We start from the raw sequence: 21,297 nt of genomic DNA, 5'->3' as shown, positions 1-21,297 counted from the left end.
GTCAACGCCGTTCACACAGTAAAGGGTGGTGCACTGTGCGGTCGGTCGCCGGGCGGGCCGGGGCGCTGTTCCGCGTCCGACCGCCGAGCACGGGGTGGGGCGCCGTCACGCGTCCGGCCGCCGAGGCCGGTGGGCGGTCAGGGGTGGACCCCGAAGCCGAACTCCATGACGAGCGAGACGCCGAGGACGACCAGGCTGGCGGCGAAGATCTTCTTGTCGCGGCTGACCCGCTGGTCGAACGGGAGCCGTTCGCCCCGCAGCGGCGGGAGTTCCTGCAGCCGGGCCTCGAAGCCGGTCTGGCGCTTCGACTCCAGGGTCACCCGCTTCTCGTCCTTGTAGGAGGGGGTCGGCTGGATGCCGAGGCTCCCGACGCCGAACAGGAGGACGCCGACGACGAACACGGCGTACTTGGCGGCCACGAGCGTCCCGCCGACGAGGTACCCGACGAGGACGGCGCCCCCGGCGACGAGCCCGCCGACGGCGAGCACCCAGACGGCGAACTCCGCGAACAGGAGTCGCTTACTCGCCATCGGACCCGCGACCGAGCACCGACTCGACGCTCTCGTACTCCCCGGAGTGGCGGTGGCAGTAGCTCAGCCGGTCGGTCTCGCCCACCGGGTACAGCTCCGGCCGCTCGGTGTCGCAGACGCCGTCGAACTGCTTGCTCATGTACTCGCGCGCCCGGTCGGGGTACCCCTCCTTGACGTGCTCGGCGGCCTGCTCGACGTGCTCGTAGACCTCGTCGGGGACCTCGTCGCCGAACATGTCGGCGACCGTCTCGTCGATGTCGTCGAACCGATGGAAAGCGCCGAGCGACCGGCGGATCCGGTCGCGGACCGTCAGGTCGATCCGGGTGCGCTCGCGGATCACCTCGCGGAACCGCTCGATGTTGTTCCACGTCTCGGCGTCGACGTGGTCGTACTCCTCGGGGTGGATCTTCGCGGGACAGCGGGTCGTCAGCTGACACCCCGTCGGCGGGTCCCGCGGGCTCGGCGGCGTCCCCGGGAGCGTGATCCGCTCCTTCTGGGCGGTCGGGTCGGGTTCGGGGATCGCCGACAGCAGCGAGTGGGTGTAGGGGTTGGCCGGGTCGGTGTACAGCTCCTCGGTCGCCCCCATCTCCATGATCTTCCCGAGGTACATCACCGCGACGCGGTCGCAGATGTGTCGCACCACGGAGAGGTCGTGGGCGATAAACAGGTAGGTCAGGTCGAACTCGTCCTGCAGGTCCTCCAGCAGGTTGAGGATCTTCGCCTGGACGGAGGTGTCCAGGGCGCTGACGGGCTCGTCGAGGACGACGAACTCCGGTTCCAGCGCCAGCGCGCGGGCGATCCCGATCCGCTGGCGCTGGCCGCCGGAGAACTGGTGGGGGTAGCGGTAGTAGTGCTCGGGCTGGAGCCCGACCTGGGCCAGCAGGTCCTTGACCTTCTCGCGGCGCTCGGCGGGCGTGCCCTCCTCGTGGACGTCCAGCGGCTCGCGGACGATCTCGCCGATGGTCATCCGGTCGTTGAGGCTGGACTCGGGGTCCTGGAAGACGATCTGGGCGTTGCGCCGCCACTGCTTGAGCCGCTTGCCGGTCAGCTCGGTCACGTCGGTGCCGTCGAACTCGACGGTGCCCTCGGTGGCCGTCTCCAGCTGCACGAGCGTGCGACCGAGCGTCGTCTTCCCGCAGCCGGACTCGCCGACCAGCCCGAGCGTCTCGCCGCGCTGGATCTGGAAGCTCACGCCGTCGACGGCCTTGACCGGCGGGTCGGCGAAGACGCCGTCGCCGCCGTAGTACTTCTTGAGCCCCTCGACCTCGACGAGCGTCTCGCCGGTTCCCCTCGGTTCGGTTCGGCCGCGTTGCTGGGTCATCTCGCTCATCGTCGGTCACCTCCGTCGGCCGCGACGTCGTCGCCGGTCTCCGCCGGGCCCGCCCCGTCGTCCCCGCCCAGCTCCTCGTCGTCGGTCCCGCCCAGTCGCTCGTGGTGGGCGACGGCCTCCGGCGTCGTCATGTGTTCGGGGTAGAGCAGGCAGGCCGCGGTGTGGTCGGCCGTACTCTCGTCGACCTCGACGAGCTCGGGATGGACCGCCTCGCACTCCTCGAAGGCCTTCGGGCACCGCGGCGCGAACCGGCACTGTGTCGCCGCCTCGTTGGGCGTCGGCACCTCGCCCTCGATGGTCCGCAGGCGGTCCTCGTCGGCGTGCTGGCCGGGGATCGCCTCGAGCAGCCCCTCCGTGTATGGGTGGCGCGGGTTCGCGAACAGCTCCTCGGTCGGGGCCTTCTCGACGATCTCGCCGGCGTACATCACGTTCACGCGGTCGGTGACGTCGGCGATGACGCCCATGTCGTGGGTGATGAACAGGATCGACAGGCCGCGTTCCTCCTGCAGGTCCCGGAGGAGCTCCAGGATCTGCGCCTGGATGGTCACGTCCAGCGCGGTCGTCGGTTCGTCGCAGATCAACACCTCGGGTTCGCAGGCGAGCATCATCGCGATGACCGCCCGCTGGCGCATCCCGCCGGAGAACTCGTGGGGGTACTCCCCCAGCCGGCGTGCCGCGTCGGGGATCTGGACCGCCTCGAGCAGCTCGATCGCTTCCTCGCGGGCCGCCTCGCCGGTGATCCCGCGGTTGACCTTCAGCGCCTCCCTGATCTGGTTGCCGACAGTGAACACGGGGTTGAGCGACGACAGCGGGTCCTGGAAGATCATCCCGATGCCGCTGCCGCGCAGCTCCTGGTACTGGGCGGTGTCGTAGCCGGTGATCTCCTCGCCATTGAACCTGATCGACGACTCGGGGAGGACCTCCCCGGGCTCCTCGACCAGCCCCATGATCGACCGGGCGGTGACGGACTTGCCCGAGCCGGACTCGCCGACGAGCCCGACCGTCTCGCCCTCGTACAGATCCAGGTCGATGCCGTCGACGGCGTGGATGGTCTCGCGGTCGGTCCTGAAGACCGTCCGGAGGTCACGCACCGAGAGGACCGGTTCCTCGCCGTCCCGGTCGCGGGCCGACTCCACGGCGTCGTCCGAGTAGGGGGCGCTCATCCGGCGGCACCCCCTGCGGCCGCCTCCTCTTCACCGCCGCCCTCGCTCTCGGGGTCGATGGCGTCGCGGATGCCGTCACCGAAGGCGTTGAGCCCGGTCACGAGCACGACGATCAGTATCCCCGGGATCAGGGCGATGTGCCACGACTGGGTGGAGACGTAGTTGCGCCCCATGTCGATGGCGCGTCCCCAGGCGGGAGTCGGCGGGTTGATGCCGAGCCCGCTCCCGATGAACGACAGCGCCGCCATCGAGATGATGACGCCGCCGACGGTCATCGAGCCGTAGACGAGCAGGTACGGCAGCACGTACGGGAGCATGTGTTTGCGCATGGTCGTCCGCGGGCGCTGGCCGAAGCTCTTGGCGGCGTCGATCCACTCCTCTTCGGAGACCTGCAAGGCGGGGCCGCGCACCGACCGCCACAGGCCCGGGAAGAGGATGATCCCGAAGGTCACCGCGTAGAGGAACCCGCCGTGGAGCACCCCCGTGAGCCAGTGGCCCTGGAACGCCATCCCGACCATCAACAGCAGGAGCAGCCCCGGTATGGAGGTGATCCCGTCCGCGAGGAGGATCGTCACCAGGTCGACCAGTCCCTTGTAGTACGCCGAGGTCATCGACGCGATGACCGCGAGCAGCGACGCCAGCACGATGGACAGCCCCCCGATCATCATCGAGATCCGGGCGCCGGCCACCGAGAACGTGAACAGGTCGCGGCCGTTGGTCAGGGTCCCGAACGGGTGGAACCGGCCGTAGTCGTCGTAGGTCATCGGCCCGACGTTCTGGTCGCCCTGCCCCTTCGACTTCGAGTTGAAGTTGGCGTCGCCGACGTACACCGTCTCGACGCTCCCGCTCTCGGCGTCGTAGTACTGGATCTCGTGGCTGTACGGCGACTGGATGTTCTGCTCGACGGTGGTCGGTCCGAGCGCCGGGGCGAACAGCGCCATCGTCACGAACACGAGGACGACGACGATACCGAACTGACCCCAGCGGTGGTCGCGCAGGCGGTCGACCACGTCGTCGCGAGGCGTCCAGTCGACCTGGCGGTAGTGGTCGCGGAAGACGAGCCAGCCGCGGTAGAGCCAGTAGAACACGACCGCGGCGTACAGGTAGACGAGCACCAGCCGGATCGCCCATGCGGCCGCCGGCTGGAGCCCGAGGAACGTGCCCTCCCAGGGCCCGTTCGGCCCCGTCTTGTACCCCTCGTTGGGGATCGTCTCCCGGGACAGCAGCGTCGGGACGTTCCCGGCGGCGGACCGCAGCCCATCGAGGAAGCCGCTGGCCGCCTGCTGGGCGGCGTAGACCGCCTCGCCAGCGCTCGGGGAGAAGGCGCCGAGTATCACCTCGACCAGCGCCGTGACCCCGATGACCGTCGCGTCGAGCAACAACAGGAGCCCGCCGGCGAGCGCGCCGAACTCGACGGCGACCAGCACGAAGGCGACCGCCCCCCACCGCAGCGCCGGTTCGGGGTTGGCCAGCACCCGGTCGCGAAGCCGCGTCTCGTCGAGGCGGTCCCGGTCGCGCGCCGAGTCGGTCATCGTTGCACACATCGTCTCAGTCCTCCCGGCCCTCCAGGCCGATCCGCGGGTCGATGATGGTGTACGCCACGTCCTGTGCGATGTTGAAGAACACGAGTATGAGGATGAACACGTAGGTGAGCGCGCCGATGATCGGTACGTCCGACGCGAGGACCGCCGAGAGGAAGAGGTTCCCGAGCCCGCGGATCCCGAAGATGAGCTCCACGAGCACGGACCCGCCGATGAGCAGGTAGAACTCGCCCATGATCACCGGCAGCAGCGGGATCATCGCGTTGCGCGCGACGTGTTTCCCGACGATCACCCGCTCGGAGACGCCCTTGGCCTTGGCCGTGTCGATGTAGGGGGCGTTGAGGCTCTCCAGCACCGCGGTCCGCCCGATGCGGACCTCGTTGCCCATCGAGGAGGAGCCGAGCACGAGCGCGGCCGGCAGGATCCACTTGAACGCGACCGCCCAGTTGTAGGGGTTGGGGACCGGGATCCCGACCGGCCCCAGCGAGTAGCTCCCGAACAGGTGGCCCAGCGCGTCCGGGGTGCCGATCACGTCGGTCGGTATCAGGAACCCCCGGTAAAAGGACAGCAGGCCGCCGGCCGACAGCAGGCCGGCGAGCATCACGGCCAGCCAGAAGTTCGGCATGGCGCGCCAGACGATCCCGCCGAACGAGGCGGTGTAGTCGCCCCAGGTGTTGGCCCGGAGGCCGGCGTACAGCCCCAGCGGGATCCCCAGCGCCAGCGCGATGACGACCGACCAGGCGCCCAGCCAGATGGTCGCGGGCATCCGTTCCCAGATGAGCTGGGCGGCCGACTGGCCGCGCGTGACGACCCACGACTGGCCGAAGTTGAACGTTATCGTCTCGATCAGGAAGTCCCTGTACTGTATCCACAGGGGAACCGGCTCGCCGTTCGGGTACCGGAGGCCGAGCGAGATGGCGAGCTGTCGGGCGGTCTGGGGGTCCGCGTCGCGACCCAGGATCGCGGTCATCGGGTCGAACGGCGACAGGTAGAGGATGACGAACGTCATCGTGAGCCCGAACAGGACCACCGGCACCCCGAGGACGAGCCGTTTCGCGATATACAGGAGTTTGTTCATGGCGTGTCTCCGTTATGCGTGTAGTTGTCTCTCTCTGTGGGCCGCAACGTAATACGTTCGTCGTCTGAGCGGGGAGTTCATCGGGAGCGGCCGGGGACCCGCTCGCTTACTCGGAGCCGCCGACGTGCTCGTCGTAGGCCTCGATCCCGCCGGGGAAGATCTGCGGCGGCGTCAGGTGGTAGGCCGGCTCGAAGCGGTCCTTGAACACGTTCGCCATGAACTCCGGCCGGTTGATGACGTAGGCCATCGCCTGGCGGACGGCCTTGGGGACTGCTTCCATGTTGAAGCCGACGTAGAAGGTCCCGATCTCCGGCGTTCTCGCGTAGTTGACCGTCTCGCCGTTCTCGAGGTCGTAGGTGCCCAGGTCCTGCCCGAGGTCGTTAGTGGACTCGATGTTCACGCTGTCGGCCGTGTACTGCGAGGTCGGGACGCCGCCGATGTCGGCGTTCCCGTTGAGGAAGTAGTTGTACCTGGCCTGCGTTTCGGTGAGGATCGCCTGGTCGATACCGTCGAAGGAAGCGCCCTCGCCGTGGTAGTCGTCGTAGGCGTCCATGACGAACTCGCCGCCGTTGCCGGACTCCCAGTTGACGAACTCGAAGGGACCCGCGCCGACGGGGTTCTGGGAGAACTCCGACCACTCCATCTCGCCCTCGTAGCCCTCGAGGTCGCCGACGATGCCCTCGGGCACCGCCGAGAACGCGGAGTAGGCCAGCACGGACAGCGAGAACGCGAACGGCTCGCTGGTCGTGATCTCCAGCGTGTAGTCGTCGACGGCGTTGACGCCGATCGAGTCGGGGACGATCCGGGTGGTCGTCTCGGGCTCGCCGGAGGCGGTGTCCGTGACGGTGTCGCCCTCGTCGTCGGTCACCGTGACCTCCTCGGTCTCGTGTTCGATCCCCATGACGCTGACCGGGAACCGCGCGTTCGTGGAGTTGTTCGAGACCATCAGCCGCTTGATGGAGTACTCGAAGTCCTGCGCGGTGACCTCCTCGCCGTTGTGGAAGGTGGCGCCCTCCTTCAGCGTGAACGTGTAGGTGCGGAAGTCCTCGCTGATCTCGTAGTCGGTCGCCAGCAGGTTCTCGACCTCCGTGGTCCCGTTCTGGTAGTTCGTCAGCGCGTCGAACATGTCCATGATCTTGCCCCCGGAGGCCGTGTTCCCGGAGGCGATCGGGTCGAGGCTGCTGAACGTCGAGGAGATCCCACTGAGACGGTCCTTGCCCTCGATGCTCGAGACGGAGTTACTCGCTTTCGCTCGCGAGGGACCCATCGGACCGGGCGGGTTGTAGTCGACGTAGTCGTACCACATGCCCTCGGTGACCGACTGGAAGATGGGGAGCAGGGCCGCTTCCTGCCACATGCCCTCCTCCATCTTCACCGCGGCGTCGCCGCGGATCTGGGCGGCCTCCTCGGTGTCCTGCGGATTCGACTCGATCCGGTCGAACTGCTCGATCATGTACTCCCGGACCGCGGGGTCCGCGTTGGCGTCTTCGGACCAGAAGATCCGGGCGCCGTTTGCCGCCTGGTTGTCCGCGTACATCGTGTTCGGCGGGTCGATCAGCTGGACGAAGTTCTGCGCGCCGGGGTAGTCGGCGATCCACCCGAGGGTGTACGCCTCGTGGTTACCGTTCCGGGTGGCCTCCAGCAGCGGCGAGAACGCCGCCGAGCTCTGGTTCATGTCGATGTAGGCCGCCTCGAGTCGCGACGCGATGGTCGAGGCCATCTCCGACCAGGTCGGGCTGGAGTACTGGAGCCAGTCGAGTTCGAACCGGTTGTCCGGGCCGTACCCGGCTTCTTCCATCACCCGTTTGGCTTCGCCGATCTTCGTCTCACCTACGCCGTACGGATACCCGTCGATCGTGATCGGGCTCGTGTCGGTCGTCGTTTCGGTGCCCATCCCGCCGTCCCCACCGTCACCGCCGTCACCGCCGTCGCCGCCACCGTCACCGCCGTCGCCCGGCGTGGCAGTGTCGCCGCCGTCGCTCCCACAGCCCGCAACTGCCGAGGTGAGCGCGGCCGCACCGGTCGCTTTCAGAAATCGTCGTCGGCTGGTGTCCGAGCCGTCAGTGTCGCGAGGCATACGTCCCCATTACCGACCTTGCTACTTAAATTGCGGTGGAACTTGCCGTTAGTTGTTGCCAGAATCGCAGTACACCGGCGGTCGAAAATTATCTTAAATTATATTCTACCCCCTTGTATTATAACGGGGAATTACAGGACCACCGGTGAATGTCCGGGACTGACTAACGGCTTAAGGAAATAAAAGCGTACCGGGCAAACACTGCGATGAACGTCCGGTATTACCGGTGAATTTCGACCGATTCGAGCACGACCGTGTCGATCGGGCGATCGCTCGGGTCGGTGTCGACCGAGCCGATGGTCTCGACCACGGTCATCCCGTCGACGACCTCGCCGAAGACGGCGTGTTTGTCGTCGAGGTGGGGCTGGGCGTCCAGCGTGATGAAAAACTGCGAGCCGTTGGTGTCGGGGCCGCGGTTGGCCATCGAGAGCTTGCCCGGTTCGTCGTGGCGTAGATCCTCGTGGAACTCGTCGTCGAAGGTGTAGCCCGGGCCGCCCCGGCCGGTACCGGTCGGGTCACCGGTCTGGATCATGAAGTCCTCGATGACGCGGTGGAACTCGATGTCGTCGTACAGCGGGTCGACCCGTTTCTCGCCGCTCTCGGGGTCCTCCCAGGCGCCCTCGCCCGGCCCCACGTCGGCCGACTCGTAGTCGGACTCGGTCGCGTGGTCGACAAACGCCTCGACGGTGTTGGGAACCCTGTCCTCGAACAGTCGCACCTCGATGTCGCCCTCGGAGGTGTGGAGCGTCGCTGTCAGGTCGTCACTCATACCCGGTCGGAAGCCCGCCGCGGAGAAAACGCTGGTGGTACCGTCCGCGCGGACGGGTCTCGACCGACGGCGACGGTCCCTGACGGACTGCCCAGTCCCCGCGTCCGGCCCCGCTCACATAGACGGACCGACCCGCGTGATCGCCGAGGAGACGAGCTGGTGTTCCTCCGCGCGCACGCGCTCGCCGCCCGCGACCGCCCGCAGGCGCCCGAGCAGGTCCGCGGGGTCGGTCGCCGTCGCGTCCACGTCGATGTCGTCGCCCACGGCCGCCAGCGTCTCCGGGTCGCCCGAGACCTTCAGCACCGGCGCGACCGGGTGGCCGGTCGCCACGCCCTCGCCGGTGACGTGGACGACGACCTGCGCCCCGGCCGCGACGAGGCCGGTGGCCGCCTCGGCGAACCGCGAGGGCGCGTCGACGACCGCCAGCCCTTCCTCGTGGGTCGCCCGCTCGCCGTACTCCAGGGTCGCCCGGACCGGCCGGTCGCCCCACGCTCGCGTCACCGCCTCGAACCCGTGGTCCCCCGCCTCGCGCCCGACCCGCGAGGCCCGCGCGGGCTGGCCGCGGTGGCGCTCGGCCAGGTCGCGGAGGCCCGCGGCCGCCGCCTCGTCGTCCGCCCGCGCGGCCGCAGCCCCGGGGTGGGCGACGACGCGCTCGCTGCCAGCGGCGACCACCCGCGCGCCCGCGTCGACCAGTTCGTCGACCACCGCGCCGACCAGCGGGTCCGCCGTCTCGCGGGTCGACTCGGCGAGGTCGCCCGAGACGACGCCGACCGTGAGATCCGAGAGGTCCGCCGCGGTGGACTCCCCGTCGTCGTCCGATGTCCCCCGGCCGTCGCCGGTAGACTGCCCGCGGAGTTCCTCGACGGCTTCGACCCCGGCCTCGACCGTCGCGTCGGTGCCGCCGGCGTCCTGGATCGCGACCTCGCGGACGGGCACGCACAGATCGGCGAGGTCGGCGGCCACGTCGTCGCTCTGGATCGACTCGCAACCGAGGCCGACGACGACCGTCCCGGCGACGTTGGGGTTCGAGCCGACGCCGAGGAAGGCCCGCAGGGTCTGTGCCTTGTCGTCGCCGATCTGCGCACAGCCGTGGTCGTGGGGCGCGCTGACCGCTCCCGGGACCCGGTCGGCGATCCGGTCGGCGACCTCCCGCGAGCAGATGACCGACGGGAGCACGAGGACCTTCTCGCGGACGCCGACGCCGCGGTCGCCCCGGTCGACCGCCTCGAAGCCCTGTCGCAGACTCATCGGTCCTCCCCCGGAGACCCAGTGATATCGGCAGCGGCCGCCCGGTCGCCCCGCCCGCGCGTGCTCTCGCAGTTGTGGGTGTGGACCCACTCGCCGCGCGCTATCGGCTCCGAGGCCTCGCCGACCACCTCGCCGTACTTCCGGACCGGCTCGCCGGCCGCGATGTCCGCGAGCGCGACCTTGTGGCCGAACGGGACTTCCTCGGCGACGGTCACCGGCGGGTCGGCGTCGGCTAACCGGTCGCCCTCGTCGAGGTCCTCCAGCGCGGTCGCGACGGTGTCGTCGTCGGCCATCACCAGCGCCGTCCCGTCAAGCACTTCGCCCTTCATGATCCCTCCGCCGCGAGTTCCCGCGGCTGGCGCTCGTTGATCGCGAACTCCTCCAGCCGGCGGGCTTCGGCGGCCGTCTCCGCGCCGTCCGCCACAGAGAGTAGCGTCCGGTAGATCCGCTCGCCGGCCTCGCCGAGCGGTTCGCCGTCGATGACCGTACTGGCGTCAACGTCCATGTTCGACGCCAGCCGCTCCGCGGTCCGCGGGTTGCCGGTCACCTTGATCACCGGCGCGATGGGATTGCCGGTGGTCGACCCGCGCCCGGTGGTGAACGCGACGACCTGCGCGCCGCCCGCGACCTTGCCGACGACGCTCTCCACGTCGTAGCCCGGCGAGTCCATCACCGTCACCCCGCCGCCCACGGGGATTTCTTCGCCGTAGTCGACGACGTGACGAATCGGCCGCGTGCCGCACTTGGCGAGCGCGCCGAGGCTCTTCTCCTCGATGGTGGTCAGCCCGCCCTCCTGGTTGCCCGGCGAGGGCTGGGCGCCGCGCATGTCCACGCCCATCAGGTCCGCCAGCCGTTCGCGGCGGTCGACGCGGTCCAGCAGTTTCTCGCGGGTTTCCTCGTCGACGCAGCGCTCGGCGGCGACGTGCTCGGCGCCGATGAACTCCGGCGTCTCGGAGATGCAGACCGCGCCGCCGGCATCGACCAGCCGGTCGGATGCGTCGCCCAGCGCCGGGTTGGCCGCGATCCCGCTGGTCGCGTCGCTGCCGCCACACTCCACCGCGAAGACGAGTTCGCTCGCGTCGGCCTCCTCCCGGCGCCGGTCGCCGACTTCCGTCCACAGGTCGGCGAGGGTCTCGGCGCCGGCGTCGAGCGCGCCCGCGGTCCCGCCCGCTTCCCGGATCGTCAGCGTCTCGACGGGCTTGCCCGACCGGGCGATGTCGTCGGCGACCTCGTCGGCGCCGATGTCTTCGGTCCCGAGTTCGACGACGAGCGCCGCGCCGACGTTCGGGTTCCGCCCGATCCCCGCGAGGACCGACCGGGTGCGTTCGCGGCCCTCGTCGGGCTGGCTCGTTCCCATCTGGTGGGGCGTCGCGCGCGCCCACCGACCGGCGTCGTCGGCGATCCGGTCGGCCACCGGGCTGGCCGCGACCGACGTGGGCAACACGGCGACGTGGTTCCGGACGCCGATCCGGCCGTCCGGTCTCCGGTATCCCTCGAAGGTGTCCATGCCAGTTACTCCGCGGCCCTCGGCAAGAATCCTTCGCGCTCGGGGGACACCAGGCGTCCGTTCCCGCCGAGCGTTCGGATGAGCGAACGTTTTTGTGACACTACACGCCGATCAGCATGTGAACCGCCGGACGCTCCTTCGCGCACTCCCCGCAGCCCTCGCGGCGAGCGCCGGCTGCTCCGGAGACCCGGCCGAGACGCCGACGCCCAGAGAGATCGGATCCGAGCGCGTGCGCTGGAGCCACGAGACCGGCGGCCGGGTGACCTCATCTCCGGTAGTTCGTGATGGGACGCTTTACGTCGGAAGTATGGACGGGTCGCTGAGAGCACTCGATACCGCGACGGGGTCGTCCGACTGGAACCGAACGGTCGGCGAAAAGGTCTGGAGTGGACCGTACGTAGCTGACACGCGGATCTACGCCGGGACCAGCGGCGGATCGCTTGTCGCGGTCGACGAGCAAGGGCGCGAACAGTGGCGTTTAGAGACCGGCGAGATTGTCAACGGCGGTGCATACGACTCGGCTTCCGATACCGTCTACATGGGAGGCGCGGACAAACGAGTTCGCGCCGTAGATGGACGATCGGGCGACGAGCGGTGGGCGTTCCGCGCCGAAGGAGAAGTCACCGGCGATCCGACTGTGTCTGAAGGAGTAGTGTACGCTGGATGCAGAGAACAGAGGCTGTACGCTCTCGACAGCGAGACAGGGGAGATGCAGTGGTCGTACGAAGCCGAAGACCAAATCTGGGCCGGACCGGTCGTGGGCGACGGCGTGGTCTTCGCCGCAGATCAGGAAGGGATCGTCCACGCCCTCGATCCGGAGACCGGCGACGCTGTCTGGACGCACGACACGGTCGGACCGATAAGCGCGACCCCGGTCCTCGGAGACGCAACGCTGTACGTGGGTAACTGGAGCGACAGCGTCTACGCGCTGGCCACCGAGGACGGGAGCGAACGGTGGCGGAACGAATCACCCACCGGCAACGTCCAGAGCGACCTGACCCTCAGCGACGGCACCCTCTACTTCGGCGACCGCTGGGGGTACCTGTTCTCGCTGGACGCCGAAACCGGCGAGTACCGCTGGCGATACAAGACCGGCAACGCCGTGCAGTCGAAACCGTTCGTCACCGACGACACCATCTACGTCGGCAGCAACGACCAGTCGGTGTATGCCATCGAGCGCGGCGAGTAGCCGCCGCTCAGAAGTCCTGCAGGTCGTCCAGCACCGCCTCGGCCTCGCCGCTCGCCAGCACGTCGCGGGCCGTCTCCAGCCCCTCGTCGATCGAGTCGGCGTCCTCGCGGGCGTAGATCCGCAGCGCGGCGTTCAGCGCCACGGCGTCGGCGAACTGGTCGTCGCGGTCGCCGGCCAGCACTTCCTCGGTGATCGCCGCGGAGTCGGCGGCCACGTCCTCGACTTCCAGGTCCTCGCTCTCGAAGTCCATGCCGTAGTTCGCTGTCTTGATCTCGAAGTCGGCGAGTTCCTCGTCGCCCTCCGACCACTCGCCGACGACCGTCGTCCCGGGGCGCACGTCGTCGTACCCCTCCATGCCCTGGAAGAACAGGGTGCGGGACACGTCCTGGCTCTCGGCGGCCTGGAGCGTGTCGGTCATCTTCACCGCGAACGGCAGGTGGTAGAAGGATCCGAGGTGCACGTCGGCGTTCGCGGGGTTGGCGAGCGTCTCGACGGTGTTGACGAACGTCCGGACGCCCATGTTGTCACGGCGGTCCCACAGCGCGTGGATCCCGGGGTTGAATTCGGGCTGGTAGTAGTAGCCGAAGCCGACCTCGTCGACCATGTCGGCGCTCTCGCCCGGTCCGATCTCGGTCCGGACGCCGAGTTCGTCGAGCACGTGCTTGTAGCTGTCCTGCTTCTGCGTCGGCACGCGGTCGCCGCTGTGGACGACGATGGGGGTTCCGGCCGCGGCGGCGACGACGCCCGCCGCGACGCCGAGGATGGCCGAGCGGCCCTTGCCGTCGTAGTTGGCCCCGCAGTCGACCGGGTCGGCGTCCGGTTCCGCGGTGACGACCGACTCCTCGCGCATCACGTCGACGTAGGCGCCAAGCTCCTCGGCGTTGTTGCGCTTCCAGCGGTTGGCGAGCCAGAAGGCGCCGAGGGTGGTGTGGTCCGGTTCGCCGGCGAGTATCCGCTGGAACGCCTCGCGGGCCTGGTCGCGGGTCATGTCGTCCGCGGACTTGTGTCCCGAGCCGACGACCTCGGTCATCAGCCGCCTGAGCGGCCAGTCGCCGAACTCCTGTGTCGCTTGAGCCATACGAACCGGTTCGGACTGGCGACTCTAAAACGCCCCGTTTCTTCCACTCCGCCGGGAGTCGCCGCCGCGTTTTTTGTCCGATCGGGCGCGTTTCCGCGGGGGCGGTGGAGATATGGAAATTCCGTCGGGTTCTCGGGCTGGCTGGTCGGCGAACGGACCGTACTACCGGTTCGGACTCCGGGTCGTGTTCGGTTCGAGTGGCGAGTGTATCGGTTGTTTCTGTTTGTGGTGTCGTGAAACGAAGTCGTGTCGGGGAGACCGCACTCGCCGGTGAGCACTGAACGCCCTCGGCGCGCTCGCTAGCAGTCATTGCGATCGCAGGAGACAGCAGAGATTGAAAGTCCTCGACGCGCTCGCTAGCAGTCGTCACCACCGCACTGCACACCGGGCGATGAAAGCCCCCGGCGCGCTCGCTAGCAGTCGTCACCACCGCACTGCGCAACGGGCGATGAAAGCCCCCGGCGCGCTCGCGGTCGCTGAGCGACATACCCTCGTTCCCTCCGGTCACTCGGGTAGGGGTCGCTCAGGCGACTATCGGCGCGAGCGCGCCTCGCCCTTTCAGTCCGCCAGGACAGCACCGCCCCGCACAGCACCGCAGACGGCCACAAACCTCCCCAGCCGATTCGCTCCTGGCGTCGCTCATCCACCGTCAGAGCAAGCTCTGACGAGCCTTCGCTCGCAGGCTCGCGAAGACCTCGCGCGATTTCCGTCGCGCGCATGAACGCGCGCTCCAGCGCGCGCCAACTGCACCGGGCCCGCTCATCGCAACAACCGCCACCTGCAGGTAGCATCCGGCGCCGCAGACGCCGGTTCACCGAACTCGCGCTCTGGGCGAGTTCGGCCTTTTCCCGAATTTTTCGCGGAGGGGTGGGCGCGGTTTGCCCGCCCCTCCGTCAAAAAGATGGTCAGAAGATATTGGCCTGCTCGTACACCGAGATACCGTCCATGGTGATCTCGTAGGGTTTGGTCTCCCGGGAGTGGTTGGCGTTGCGTATCTTCTGGATCTCGACGGCGAGGCGGGTCTCCTGGGTCTCAGAGCGGACGTACCGCAGCAGGAAGACGGCGTCGGTGAGGTACTCGATGATGCCGTGGCGGGAGGCGTAGGGGTTGTCCTCGTTGGCCTCGCTGGTGAGGACGGTGGTGACGCCGGCGTCCTTCAGGCTCTGGGTGAAGTCGAACACCTCGGTGCGCCGGCGGGAGACGTCGTCGTACATCATCTCCAGCAGCGAGACCGAATCGAGGACGAACCGGTCGGCGCCGAAGTCCTCGATGAGCTCGGGGAGTTCGCCGCGGATGTTGTCGAGGCTGTTGGCCATCTCGACGGGGTCGAGGTCGACGACCGCGAGGTTCCCCTCGGCCTCGTGGCGCTCGAACTCCCAGCCACGTTCGCGGGCGGTGGCCATGATGTCCTCGTGGGTCTGTTCGAGGGTGATGAAGACGCCGCAGTCGGTGTCCTCCTTCTCCAGGCCGTGCTGGAGGAACTGGAGGCCGAAGGTCGTCTTGCCGGTGCCGGCGCCGCCGACGATGACGATGAGGTGGCGCAGCGGGATCCCGCCCTGGACCATGTTGTCGAGTCCCTCGATACCCAGGTCGAGGCGGGGGATGTCCGACTCGAAGTCGTCGTCCTCGAAGTCGGTGTCGCCGCCCATTCCACCCATGGCGTCGGAGAAGTCGTCGTCGAAGAGTTCCCCACCGTCGCCGTCACCGAACCCGCCGCCGTCGCCGTCTCCGGCGTCGCCGAACGGGCTGTCGTCGCCGGTCCCCACGTCACCGAACGCGCTTCCACTGCTGTTCCCAGTGTCACCGAACGGGCTGTCGTCGCCGCTCCCGGTGTCGCCGAACGCGCTCTCACCGCCAGACTCCTCGTCGGCGTCGGCGTCGGTTCCGCTGGTGGCCCCGAACTCCTCGGCGTCGGTCGAGTCGTCGAACCCCGTGTCATTTCCCGACCCGTCGAAGGGTTCGCCGTCGTCCGGCCCGTCGCCCTCGCTCCAGTCGTCGAAGGCGTCGTCGTCGCCCTCGCCCTCGGATTCCGCGGCGGAGTCAGTCGTCTCCTCGGTCTCCTCGTCGCGGAGCGCGTCCTCGAACCAGTCGTCGTCCGCGTCGTCGCTCATCCGTTCGCCTCCCCGGATTCCGGGGTACTCATGGGCGAAGGTGCGTCTCCCCCGCCATTAAACTTGCCCGCCGGCTATCGGAGTTGATTCGAGGGGGCCGGGACGCGGAACGGGGACGGGTATGGGGACAGAGACGAGAGCGGTCGCCGGTCCCGGCGGTCGCCGGACGCCGACGGGGTCGTTTATTGGGGAGGAACGCGAACCGGACGCCAATGCGAGTCGGAATCGTCGGCCAGCGGGGCAACCGCCGCGCCGCGGGCATCGTGGCCGACCTGTACGAGCGGCTGGTCGACATGGGCGTGGCCGTCGCGGTCGACGAGGAGTCCGCCGAGGACCCCGCGGCGTGGCCGAGCGACCACCCGGACCCGGCGCAGCTGGGCGTCCCCGTCGACGAACTGGCCGACTGCGACCTGGTGGTGAGCATCGGCGGCGACGGCACCTTCCTGTTCGCCGCCCGCGCCGCCGGGGCGACGCCGATCATGGGCGTCAACCTCGGCGAGGTGGGCTTTCTCAACGCCGTCCCGCCGGAGGAGGCCGTCGACGCCGTCACGGCGGAAGTCGAGCAGTACCAGGACCGGGGCGCAATCGAGACGCGGGATATGCCGCGGGTCGAGGCGAGCGGCGACGGGTGGTCGCTGCCGCCGGCGCTCAACGAGGTCGTCGTCCAGGGACCGCGCAGGGGCCACGGCGGCGGCGCCGCCCTGGAGGTGCGCGTCGACGGCTCGCTGTACACCAGCGGCCACGCCGACGGGATCCTGCTGGCGACGCCGACCGGCTCGACCGCGTACAATCTCAGCGAGGGCGGCCCGCTGGTCCACCCGGGCGTGTCGACGCTCGTGCTCACGGAGATGTGCGGCGCGGAGTCGATGCCGCCGCTGGCGGTCGACATCGACAGCACGGTCACGGTCCGGGTCGACGACGCCGACGGCGGGTTCGTCGTCAGCGACGGCCGCGCCCGCCGGGAGCTCGACGCGCCCGCGGAGGTGACGCTCGAACGCGCGGCCCGTCCGGTCCGGATCGCCGGCCCGCCGCTCGATTTCTTCACCGCACTCGGCAAGATCGAGTGACCCGCCGCTCGACGTCGGCGCGTCGCGGGCGAGGACTCGACGAGAACGGGGACGGGGTTACTTCTGGGCGGTCGTGTAGAGGACGGGCGAGACGACCAGCAGGACGAGACCGATCATCTTGTACTGCAGGATGCCGCTGAGGAGGCTCAGCTCCGCGGGCTCGTACATGCTGCCGGGCGCGAGGAGAAACAGAGCGCCGAACGCGATGAGATGCAGCGTCAGCAGCTTCCGCGAGCGCTGGGTCGCCACGGCGAACAGTCCCAGGACGAACCCGACGATGAGCGCGTCGCCGAAGTTGACCTTCAGCAGGAACCCGTCGATCAGCTGGAGCGGGATCGGGAGCATTCTTGTCCCGAAACTGGCCGTGATACAATCTTTAAACTTCCGTTCCCGCGGCGGGCGCCGCTCCCTGCGCGCCGCCCCGGCGCCGCGGGGTCCGGGGAGCGCGGTCCCGACGCGACGGGACTGCCGGCAGCGACGGCGGGGTCAGCTGCCTGTGTCGTACTTGTAGGTCGCCTCGTCGGGGTCGATCCCGAAGTCCTCGGGACCCTCCTCGGGCTCGTCGTCGGCCTCCGCGGCGGCCGCGCCCTTGAACGCCTCGCGGAGGCGGTCGGGCACGCGGAACCGCTCGGGGTCGACGCGCATCGGGACCGCCTCGGGCGCGACCCCGTCGCGCTTCTCCGAGAGGCGCTCGCGGAGCCGGTCGGGCAGGGCCGACTCCTCGATGGGGTCGAAGCCGAACTGCGCGAGGTAGTCCGGTTCGTCGGTCAGCGAGTAGACGGTCTCGAACCCCTCGTCGGCGGCCGTGCGGACGAGCCGCTCGACGACGTGGGCGCCGACGCCCTGGCCGCGCCAGCCGTCGAGGACGCCGATGCTCGTGAGCTCGCAGTGCTCGCCGTCGTCGGTCTTGTGGACGCGGTAGCGGCCGAACCCCGCCCTGACGTTGTCGACCTCGTCGACGGCGATCACGTAGTCGCGCGAACGGAACGCTGTCTCGTCTAACCCCATCGCCTCGATGTGGTCCAGCAACCAGGCCTCGTCGCGGTTCTTGGCGTCCCGAACGTACATACCCGACCCTCGGACGGCCACGCGAAAAGAACTTGCGGGCACCCGCCGCGTCGACCTGCGGGAGACGCGCGGCTCGACGCGACGGACGAGCGAGCCACCGCTCGACGGAGCCGTCGTTCACGATCGACCGGGCAAATACTTTGGGAGCGCCGGGCCAACGTCCGGTATGGCGTCCGACTCACTCGGAGACATCGACGAGGTGGTCCACCGACCGGACCGGGAGTTCGTCGAGTCGACGAACGTCCGGGAGTTCATGCGGACCTACGACATCGACGACTACGACGAACTGATCGCCCGGACGACGGAGGCCGACCTCGGCGAACCGGCCTCGGGCGTCGACTGGTTCTGGGACACGATGACCGAGTACCTCGACGTGGACTTTTTCGAGCCGTACGACCGCGTCCGGGACGACAGCGACGGCCCGCAGTTCACCGACTGGTACCCCGGCGGGACGACGAACATCGCCCACAACGTGCTGGACCGCCACGCCGACCCCGACGCCGAGACGCGGAACAAGGTGGCCTGCATCTGGGAGGGCGAACCCGTCGGTCCGGACGGCGAAGCCGCCGAGATACGGGAGGTGACCTTCCACGAACTCCGCCGCCAGTCCGACAGGGTGGCGAACTACCTCGACTCGCGGGGCGTCGGCGTCGGCGACACCGTCGGACTCTACATGCCGATGGTCCCCGAGGTCGTCTCGATCCTCTACGGCTGTTTCAAGGTCGGAGCGATCGCCGTCCCGATCTTCTCGGGGTTCGGCGTCGACGCCACCGCCACCCGCATCGACGACGCCGAACCGTCCGTCCTGTTCACCGGCGACGGCTTCTATCGCCGCGGGGACGAGGTCCGCCTGAAAGGAACCGCAGACGACGCTATCGCGGAGGCCGGCCACGTCGAGGAGGTCGTCGTCTACGACCGGCTCGGAACCCGCGGCGGCGACGCGGGGACCGGATCCGCGGACTGCGAAGCTGCGGCCGACGCGGACCCGGGCGACCACGACATTCCCTGGACCGGGAGCCGGGACCGCTGGTGGACCGACGCGGTCGAGACACGGGACGACGCCTTCGAGACGCGCGAACTCGACGCCGACCAGGAGTCGATGCTCCTCTATTCGTCGGGGACCACCGGGGAGCCGAAGGGGATCGTCCACACCCACGCCGGCGTGAACGTCCAGTGCGCCAAGGAGCTGTACTTCGGGTTCGACCTGAAGCCTGCCGACCGGTTCTTCTGGGTGTCCGACATCGGCTGGATGATGGGCCCGTGGACCCTGATCGGCAACCACCACTTCGGCAACACCGTCTTCATGTACGAAGGGGCGCCGGACTACCCCGACCCCGACCGCTACTGGGCGATGATCGACCGCCACGGGATCACGCAGTTCGGCATCTCGCCGACGGCCATTCGAGCCTTGCGCAAACACGGCGACGAGTGGCTGGAGGGCCACGACCTGTCCAGCCTCCGGATCCTCGGCTCGACGGGCGAGCCCTGGGACCCCGAGTCGTGGCTGTGGTTCTACGAGCACGTGGGCAACGGGGTGACACCGATCATCAACATCTCAGGGGGCACGGAGATCTGCGGCTGTTTCCTCATGCCGATGCCCATTCAGGAGCTGAAGCCCTGCACGCTCGGCGGCCCGGGTCTCGGCATGGACATCGACATCGTCGACGAGCACGGCGAGAGCATCGCCGACACGGGCGAGCGGGGGTATCTGGTCGCCCGCGACTCCTGTCCGTCGATGACAAAGTCGCTGTGGTCGGGCGACGAGCGGTACCTCCGGGAGTACTGGTCGACCTGGGAGAACCTGTGGGACCACGGCGACTGGGCACAGAAGGACGCCGAGGGCTTCTGGTTCCTCCACGGGCGGGCCGACGACGCACTGAACGTCGCCGGCCGGAAGGTCGGCCCCGCCGAGGTCGAGGGCGCCGCCATCGAACACGAGGCGGTCAACCAGGCGGCCGCCGTCGGCGTCCCCGACGACACCACCGGCACGGCGGTCGTCCTCTACGTCGTCGTCGAGGACGGGGTCGCGGAGTCCGACGAGCTGCGGGCGGAGATCCGCGAGCTGGTCGGCGAGGAACTCGGCAAGCCGTTCCGCCCGCGGGAGGTGCTGTTCGTCGACGAGTTCCCCAAGACCCAGAGCGGGAAGATCATCCGCCGGGCCATCGAGGGGACCTACACCGGCGAGAACCTCGGCGACATGTCCTCCATCGAGAACCCCGGGGCGCTCGACGAGGTCGCGGACGCGCGATGACCGCCCGCGACCGGCGACCCGCCGAGTAAAACGACAGCCGGTCGACCCCCGGCGGCCGCGGCTCAGTCCCGGTCGAGGACGGCGTTGCAGTTCGGGCAGTTCGTCCGGTCGGGTTCGGCGGCGTAGGTCTCCCCGCAGATGGGACAGAACTCGTTTTTCACCGATCGCTCGCTCGTCCCCTCCGAGACGGCCTCGGGGCTCACCTCGTCGGCGTCTTCCGGCGGCGTGAACACGCGCGTCTGTCCGGGGGGTTCGACGGCGTCCTCGCCCGGATCGGCCGACCCGGACTCGTCGCTCTCCCCGCCGTCGTCCGCCCCGGCGTCGGCGGTCGAACCGTCCGCGGCCGGACCACCGCCGCCGGAGCTGTCGACGGCGTCGTTCGACTCCGACGCCCCGTCGGCCGAGCCTTCGTCAGCGCCGTCGTCGGGCGCGGTGCCCATCGCCAGGCGGTCGGTCGTGCCGGGCTGGACGACCTGCGGGTAGCGCTGGCCGGCGCGGATCGCCGAGCGGGGCACGTCCGGCCGGCGGATCCGGACGAGCAGGCTGGCGAACAGCTGGATCCAGACGTACGCGAGCGCGAGCGCGGCGGGGGTGGCGACAGCGACTAGCGGCAGCAGCGGCGCGGTGAGGCCGGCGCGGCTCACCGCGCCGAAGACCAGGTCGGCGACCCCGTAGCGGGCGGCGGCCGCCTCGACCAGCGCGGTCTGGCCGCCCAGCGAGGCGGCCCGCGTGGCCGCCGCCGTCGTCGCGACGACCGCCGAGAGAAAGACGAGCGCCTGCAGCAGCCGCGGCGCCGAGAAGGAGTAGACCCGGTAGCCGTAGGCGACGGTCCTGACGAGCAACAGCGTGTTCGCGACCGCCAGCAGGCCCAGGACGGGCACCGTCGCGCTCCCGCGGGCGGCGCCGGCGCCGACGGCGACGGCCAGCAGGACCAGCGGCGGGGCCAGCGCGACCAGCGGCCGGTCGAAGCGGTAACACTGCTCGACGTTGCCCCGCAGGTTCGTGAGCCTGCCGACGACGTAGCGGACGGCGACTGCCGACGGGACGAGCACCCAGAGGACGGCCAGGGCGACGAGGAGGCCGGCCGCCTCGGTCGACCAGGGGTCGACGCTGTAGGCGCCGACGGCCAGCTCGGCGACCTGCGAGACGGCGACGCCGGTGCCGGCCAGCCAGATGAGGTAGCCGGCGGCGCCGGCGACGAGGCCGACGAACAGCCACCGCTCCTCGTCCGCGAGGAGGCGGACCGACCTGCCGAGTTCACGGCGCGTGTCTCTGGTATCCATGCTCGCT

General features: G+C 69.3%; 18 protein-coding genes. 3 read left to right on the top strand and 15 right to left on the bottom strand.

Annotated elements, in window-relative coordinates; all coding sequences use genetic code 11:
- Positions 1 to 137: 137 nt before the first annotated feature.
- From ACMGFG_RS07720 to ACMGFG_RS07675, 10 genes are all read right to left on the bottom strand, one after another.
- Entirely contained in the window at positions 138 to 530 is a 393-nt protein-coding gene (locus ACMGFG_RS07720; protein WP_436929758.1) for a DUF7555 family protein, read from the bottom strand.
- Positions 520 to 1,860, bottom strand: a complete 1,341-nt coding sequence (locus tag ACMGFG_RS07715; RefSeq protein WP_436929757.1) for an ABC transporter ATP-binding protein — start codon at positions 1,858 to 1,860, stop codon at positions 520 to 522. Before ACMGFG_RS07715 ends, ACMGFG_RS07720 begins: the two co-directional genes overlap by 11 nt.
- Positions 1,857 to 3,023, bottom strand: coding sequence for an ABC transporter ATP-binding protein (locus ACMGFG_RS07710; RefSeq protein WP_436929756.1), 1,167 nt, complete (start codon positions 3,021 to 3,023; stop codon positions 1,857 to 1,859). The genes ACMGFG_RS07715 and ACMGFG_RS07710 overlap by 4 nt, the downstream gene beginning before the upstream one ends.
- The gene (locus ACMGFG_RS07705; protein ID WP_436929755.1) at positions 3,020 to 4,567 is read right to left on the bottom strand and encodes an ABC transporter permease; all 1,548 of its coding nucleotides are present in this window, start codon (positions 4,565 to 4,567) and stop codon (positions 3,020 to 3,022) included. Before ACMGFG_RS07705 ends, ACMGFG_RS07710 begins: the two co-directional genes overlap by 4 nt.
- 4 nt (positions 4,568 to 4,571) lie before the next feature.
- Positions 4,572 to 5,642 carry an ABC transporter permease gene (locus ACMGFG_RS07700; RefSeq protein ID WP_436929754.1) on the bottom strand — a complete coding sequence of 357 codons (1,071 nt, stop codon included), beginning with the start codon at positions 5,640 to 5,642 and terminating at the stop codon, positions 4,572 to 4,574.
- A gap of 106 nt (positions 5,643 to 5,748) precedes the next feature.
- Positions 5,749 to 7,719: an ABC transporter substrate-binding protein gene (locus tag ACMGFG_RS07695; RefSeq protein WP_436929753.1), complete on the bottom strand. Its 1,971-nt coding sequence runs from the start codon at positions 7,717 to 7,719 to the stop codon at positions 5,749 to 5,751.
- Positions 7,720 to 7,939: 220 nt separating this feature from the next.
- Positions 7,940 to 8,488: a peptidylprolyl isomerase gene (locus ACMGFG_RS07690; protein WP_436929752.1), complete on the bottom strand. Its 549-nt coding sequence runs from the start codon at positions 8,486 to 8,488 to the stop codon at positions 7,940 to 7,942.
- A gap of 114 nt (positions 8,489 to 8,602) precedes the next feature.
- Entirely contained in the window at positions 8,603 to 9,736 is a 1,134-nt protein-coding gene (locus tag ACMGFG_RS07685; RefSeq protein ID WP_436929751.1) for a UxaA family hydrolase, read from the bottom strand.
- Positions 9,733 to 10,065: a UxaA family hydrolase gene (locus tag ACMGFG_RS07680; RefSeq protein WP_436929750.1), complete on the bottom strand. Its 333-nt coding sequence runs from the start codon at positions 10,063 to 10,065 to the stop codon at positions 9,733 to 9,735. Before ACMGFG_RS07680 ends, ACMGFG_RS07685 begins: the two co-directional genes overlap by 4 nt.
- Complete coding sequence (locus ACMGFG_RS07675) at positions 10,062 to 11,243, bottom strand: UxaA family hydrolase (RefSeq protein ID WP_436929749.1); 1,182 nt, start codon at positions 11,241 to 11,243, stop codon at positions 10,062 to 10,064. Before ACMGFG_RS07675 ends, ACMGFG_RS07680 begins: the two co-directional genes overlap by 4 nt.
- Before the next feature lie 118 nt (positions 11,244 to 11,361).
- On the opposite strand from ACMGFG_RS07675, the gene ACMGFG_RS07670 reads away from it, so the two are divergent.
- Entirely contained in the window at positions 11,362 to 12,432 is a 1,071-nt protein-coding gene (locus ACMGFG_RS07670) for an outer membrane protein assembly factor BamB family protein (protein WP_436929748.1), read from the top strand.
- Between the two features lie 7 nt (positions 12,433 to 12,439).
- On the opposite strand, the gene ACMGFG_RS07665 is transcribed toward ACMGFG_RS07670, so the two are convergent.
- Complete coding sequence (locus tag ACMGFG_RS07665) at positions 12,440 to 13,510, bottom strand: anthranilate phosphoribosyltransferase (protein ID WP_436929747.1); 1,071 nt, start codon at positions 13,508 to 13,510, stop codon at positions 12,440 to 12,442.
- 905 nt (positions 13,511 to 14,415) lie between these two features.
- Positions 14,416 to 15,621, bottom strand: coding sequence for a KaiC domain-containing protein (locus tag ACMGFG_RS07660; protein WP_436929746.1), 1,206 nt, complete (start codon positions 15,619 to 15,621; stop codon positions 14,416 to 14,418).
- A gap of 212 nt (positions 15,622 to 15,833) precedes the next feature.
- Here ACMGFG_RS07660 and ACMGFG_RS07655 point away from each other — a divergent pair, with 212 nt between their 5' ends.
- Positions 15,834 to 16,688 (top strand): NAD(+)/NADH kinase, encoded by an 855-nt coding sequence (locus ACMGFG_RS07655; RefSeq protein ID WP_436929745.1) that lies wholly within the window; start codon positions 15,834 to 15,836, stop codon positions 16,686 to 16,688.
- Between the two features lie 57 nt (positions 16,689 to 16,745).
- Here ACMGFG_RS07655 and ACMGFG_RS07650 read toward each other — a convergent pair whose 3' ends face one another.
- Entirely contained in the window at positions 16,746 to 17,033 is a 288-nt protein-coding gene (locus ACMGFG_RS07650; RefSeq protein ID WP_436929744.1) for a DUF8006 family protein, read from the bottom strand.
- 141 nt (positions 17,034 to 17,174) lie between these two features.
- Positions 17,175 to 17,756 carry a GNAT family N-acetyltransferase gene (locus ACMGFG_RS07645; RefSeq protein ID WP_436929743.1) on the bottom strand — a complete coding sequence of 194 codons (582 nt, stop codon included), beginning with the start codon at positions 17,754 to 17,756 and terminating at the stop codon, positions 17,175 to 17,177.
- Between the two features lie 166 nt (positions 17,757 to 17,922).
- Between ACMGFG_RS07645 and ACMGFG_RS07640 the strand changes: the two genes are divergently transcribed.
- Positions 17,923 to 20,007, top strand: coding sequence for an AMP-binding protein (locus tag ACMGFG_RS07640; protein WP_436929742.1), 2,085 nt, complete (start codon positions 17,923 to 17,925; stop codon positions 20,005 to 20,007).
- Between the two features lie 62 nt (positions 20,008 to 20,069).
- Here ACMGFG_RS07640 and ACMGFG_RS07635 read toward each other — a convergent pair whose 3' ends face one another.
- On the bottom strand, positions 20,070 to 21,290 hold the full coding sequence (locus tag ACMGFG_RS07635) for a hypothetical protein (RefSeq protein WP_436929741.1): 1,221 nt from the start codon (positions 21,288 to 21,290) through the stop codon (positions 20,070 to 20,072).
- Positions 21,291 to 21,297: the final 7 nt, after the last annotated feature.

The sequence above is a fragment of the Halosimplex halobium genome, assembly GCF_051414055.1.
Classification (GTDB): Archaea; Halobacteriota; Halobacteria; order Halobacteriales; family Haloarculaceae; genus Halosimplex; species Halosimplex halobium.
Note: the sequence above shows the minus strand (reverse complement) of the source record. Positions and strands in the feature narration are given on the sequence as shown.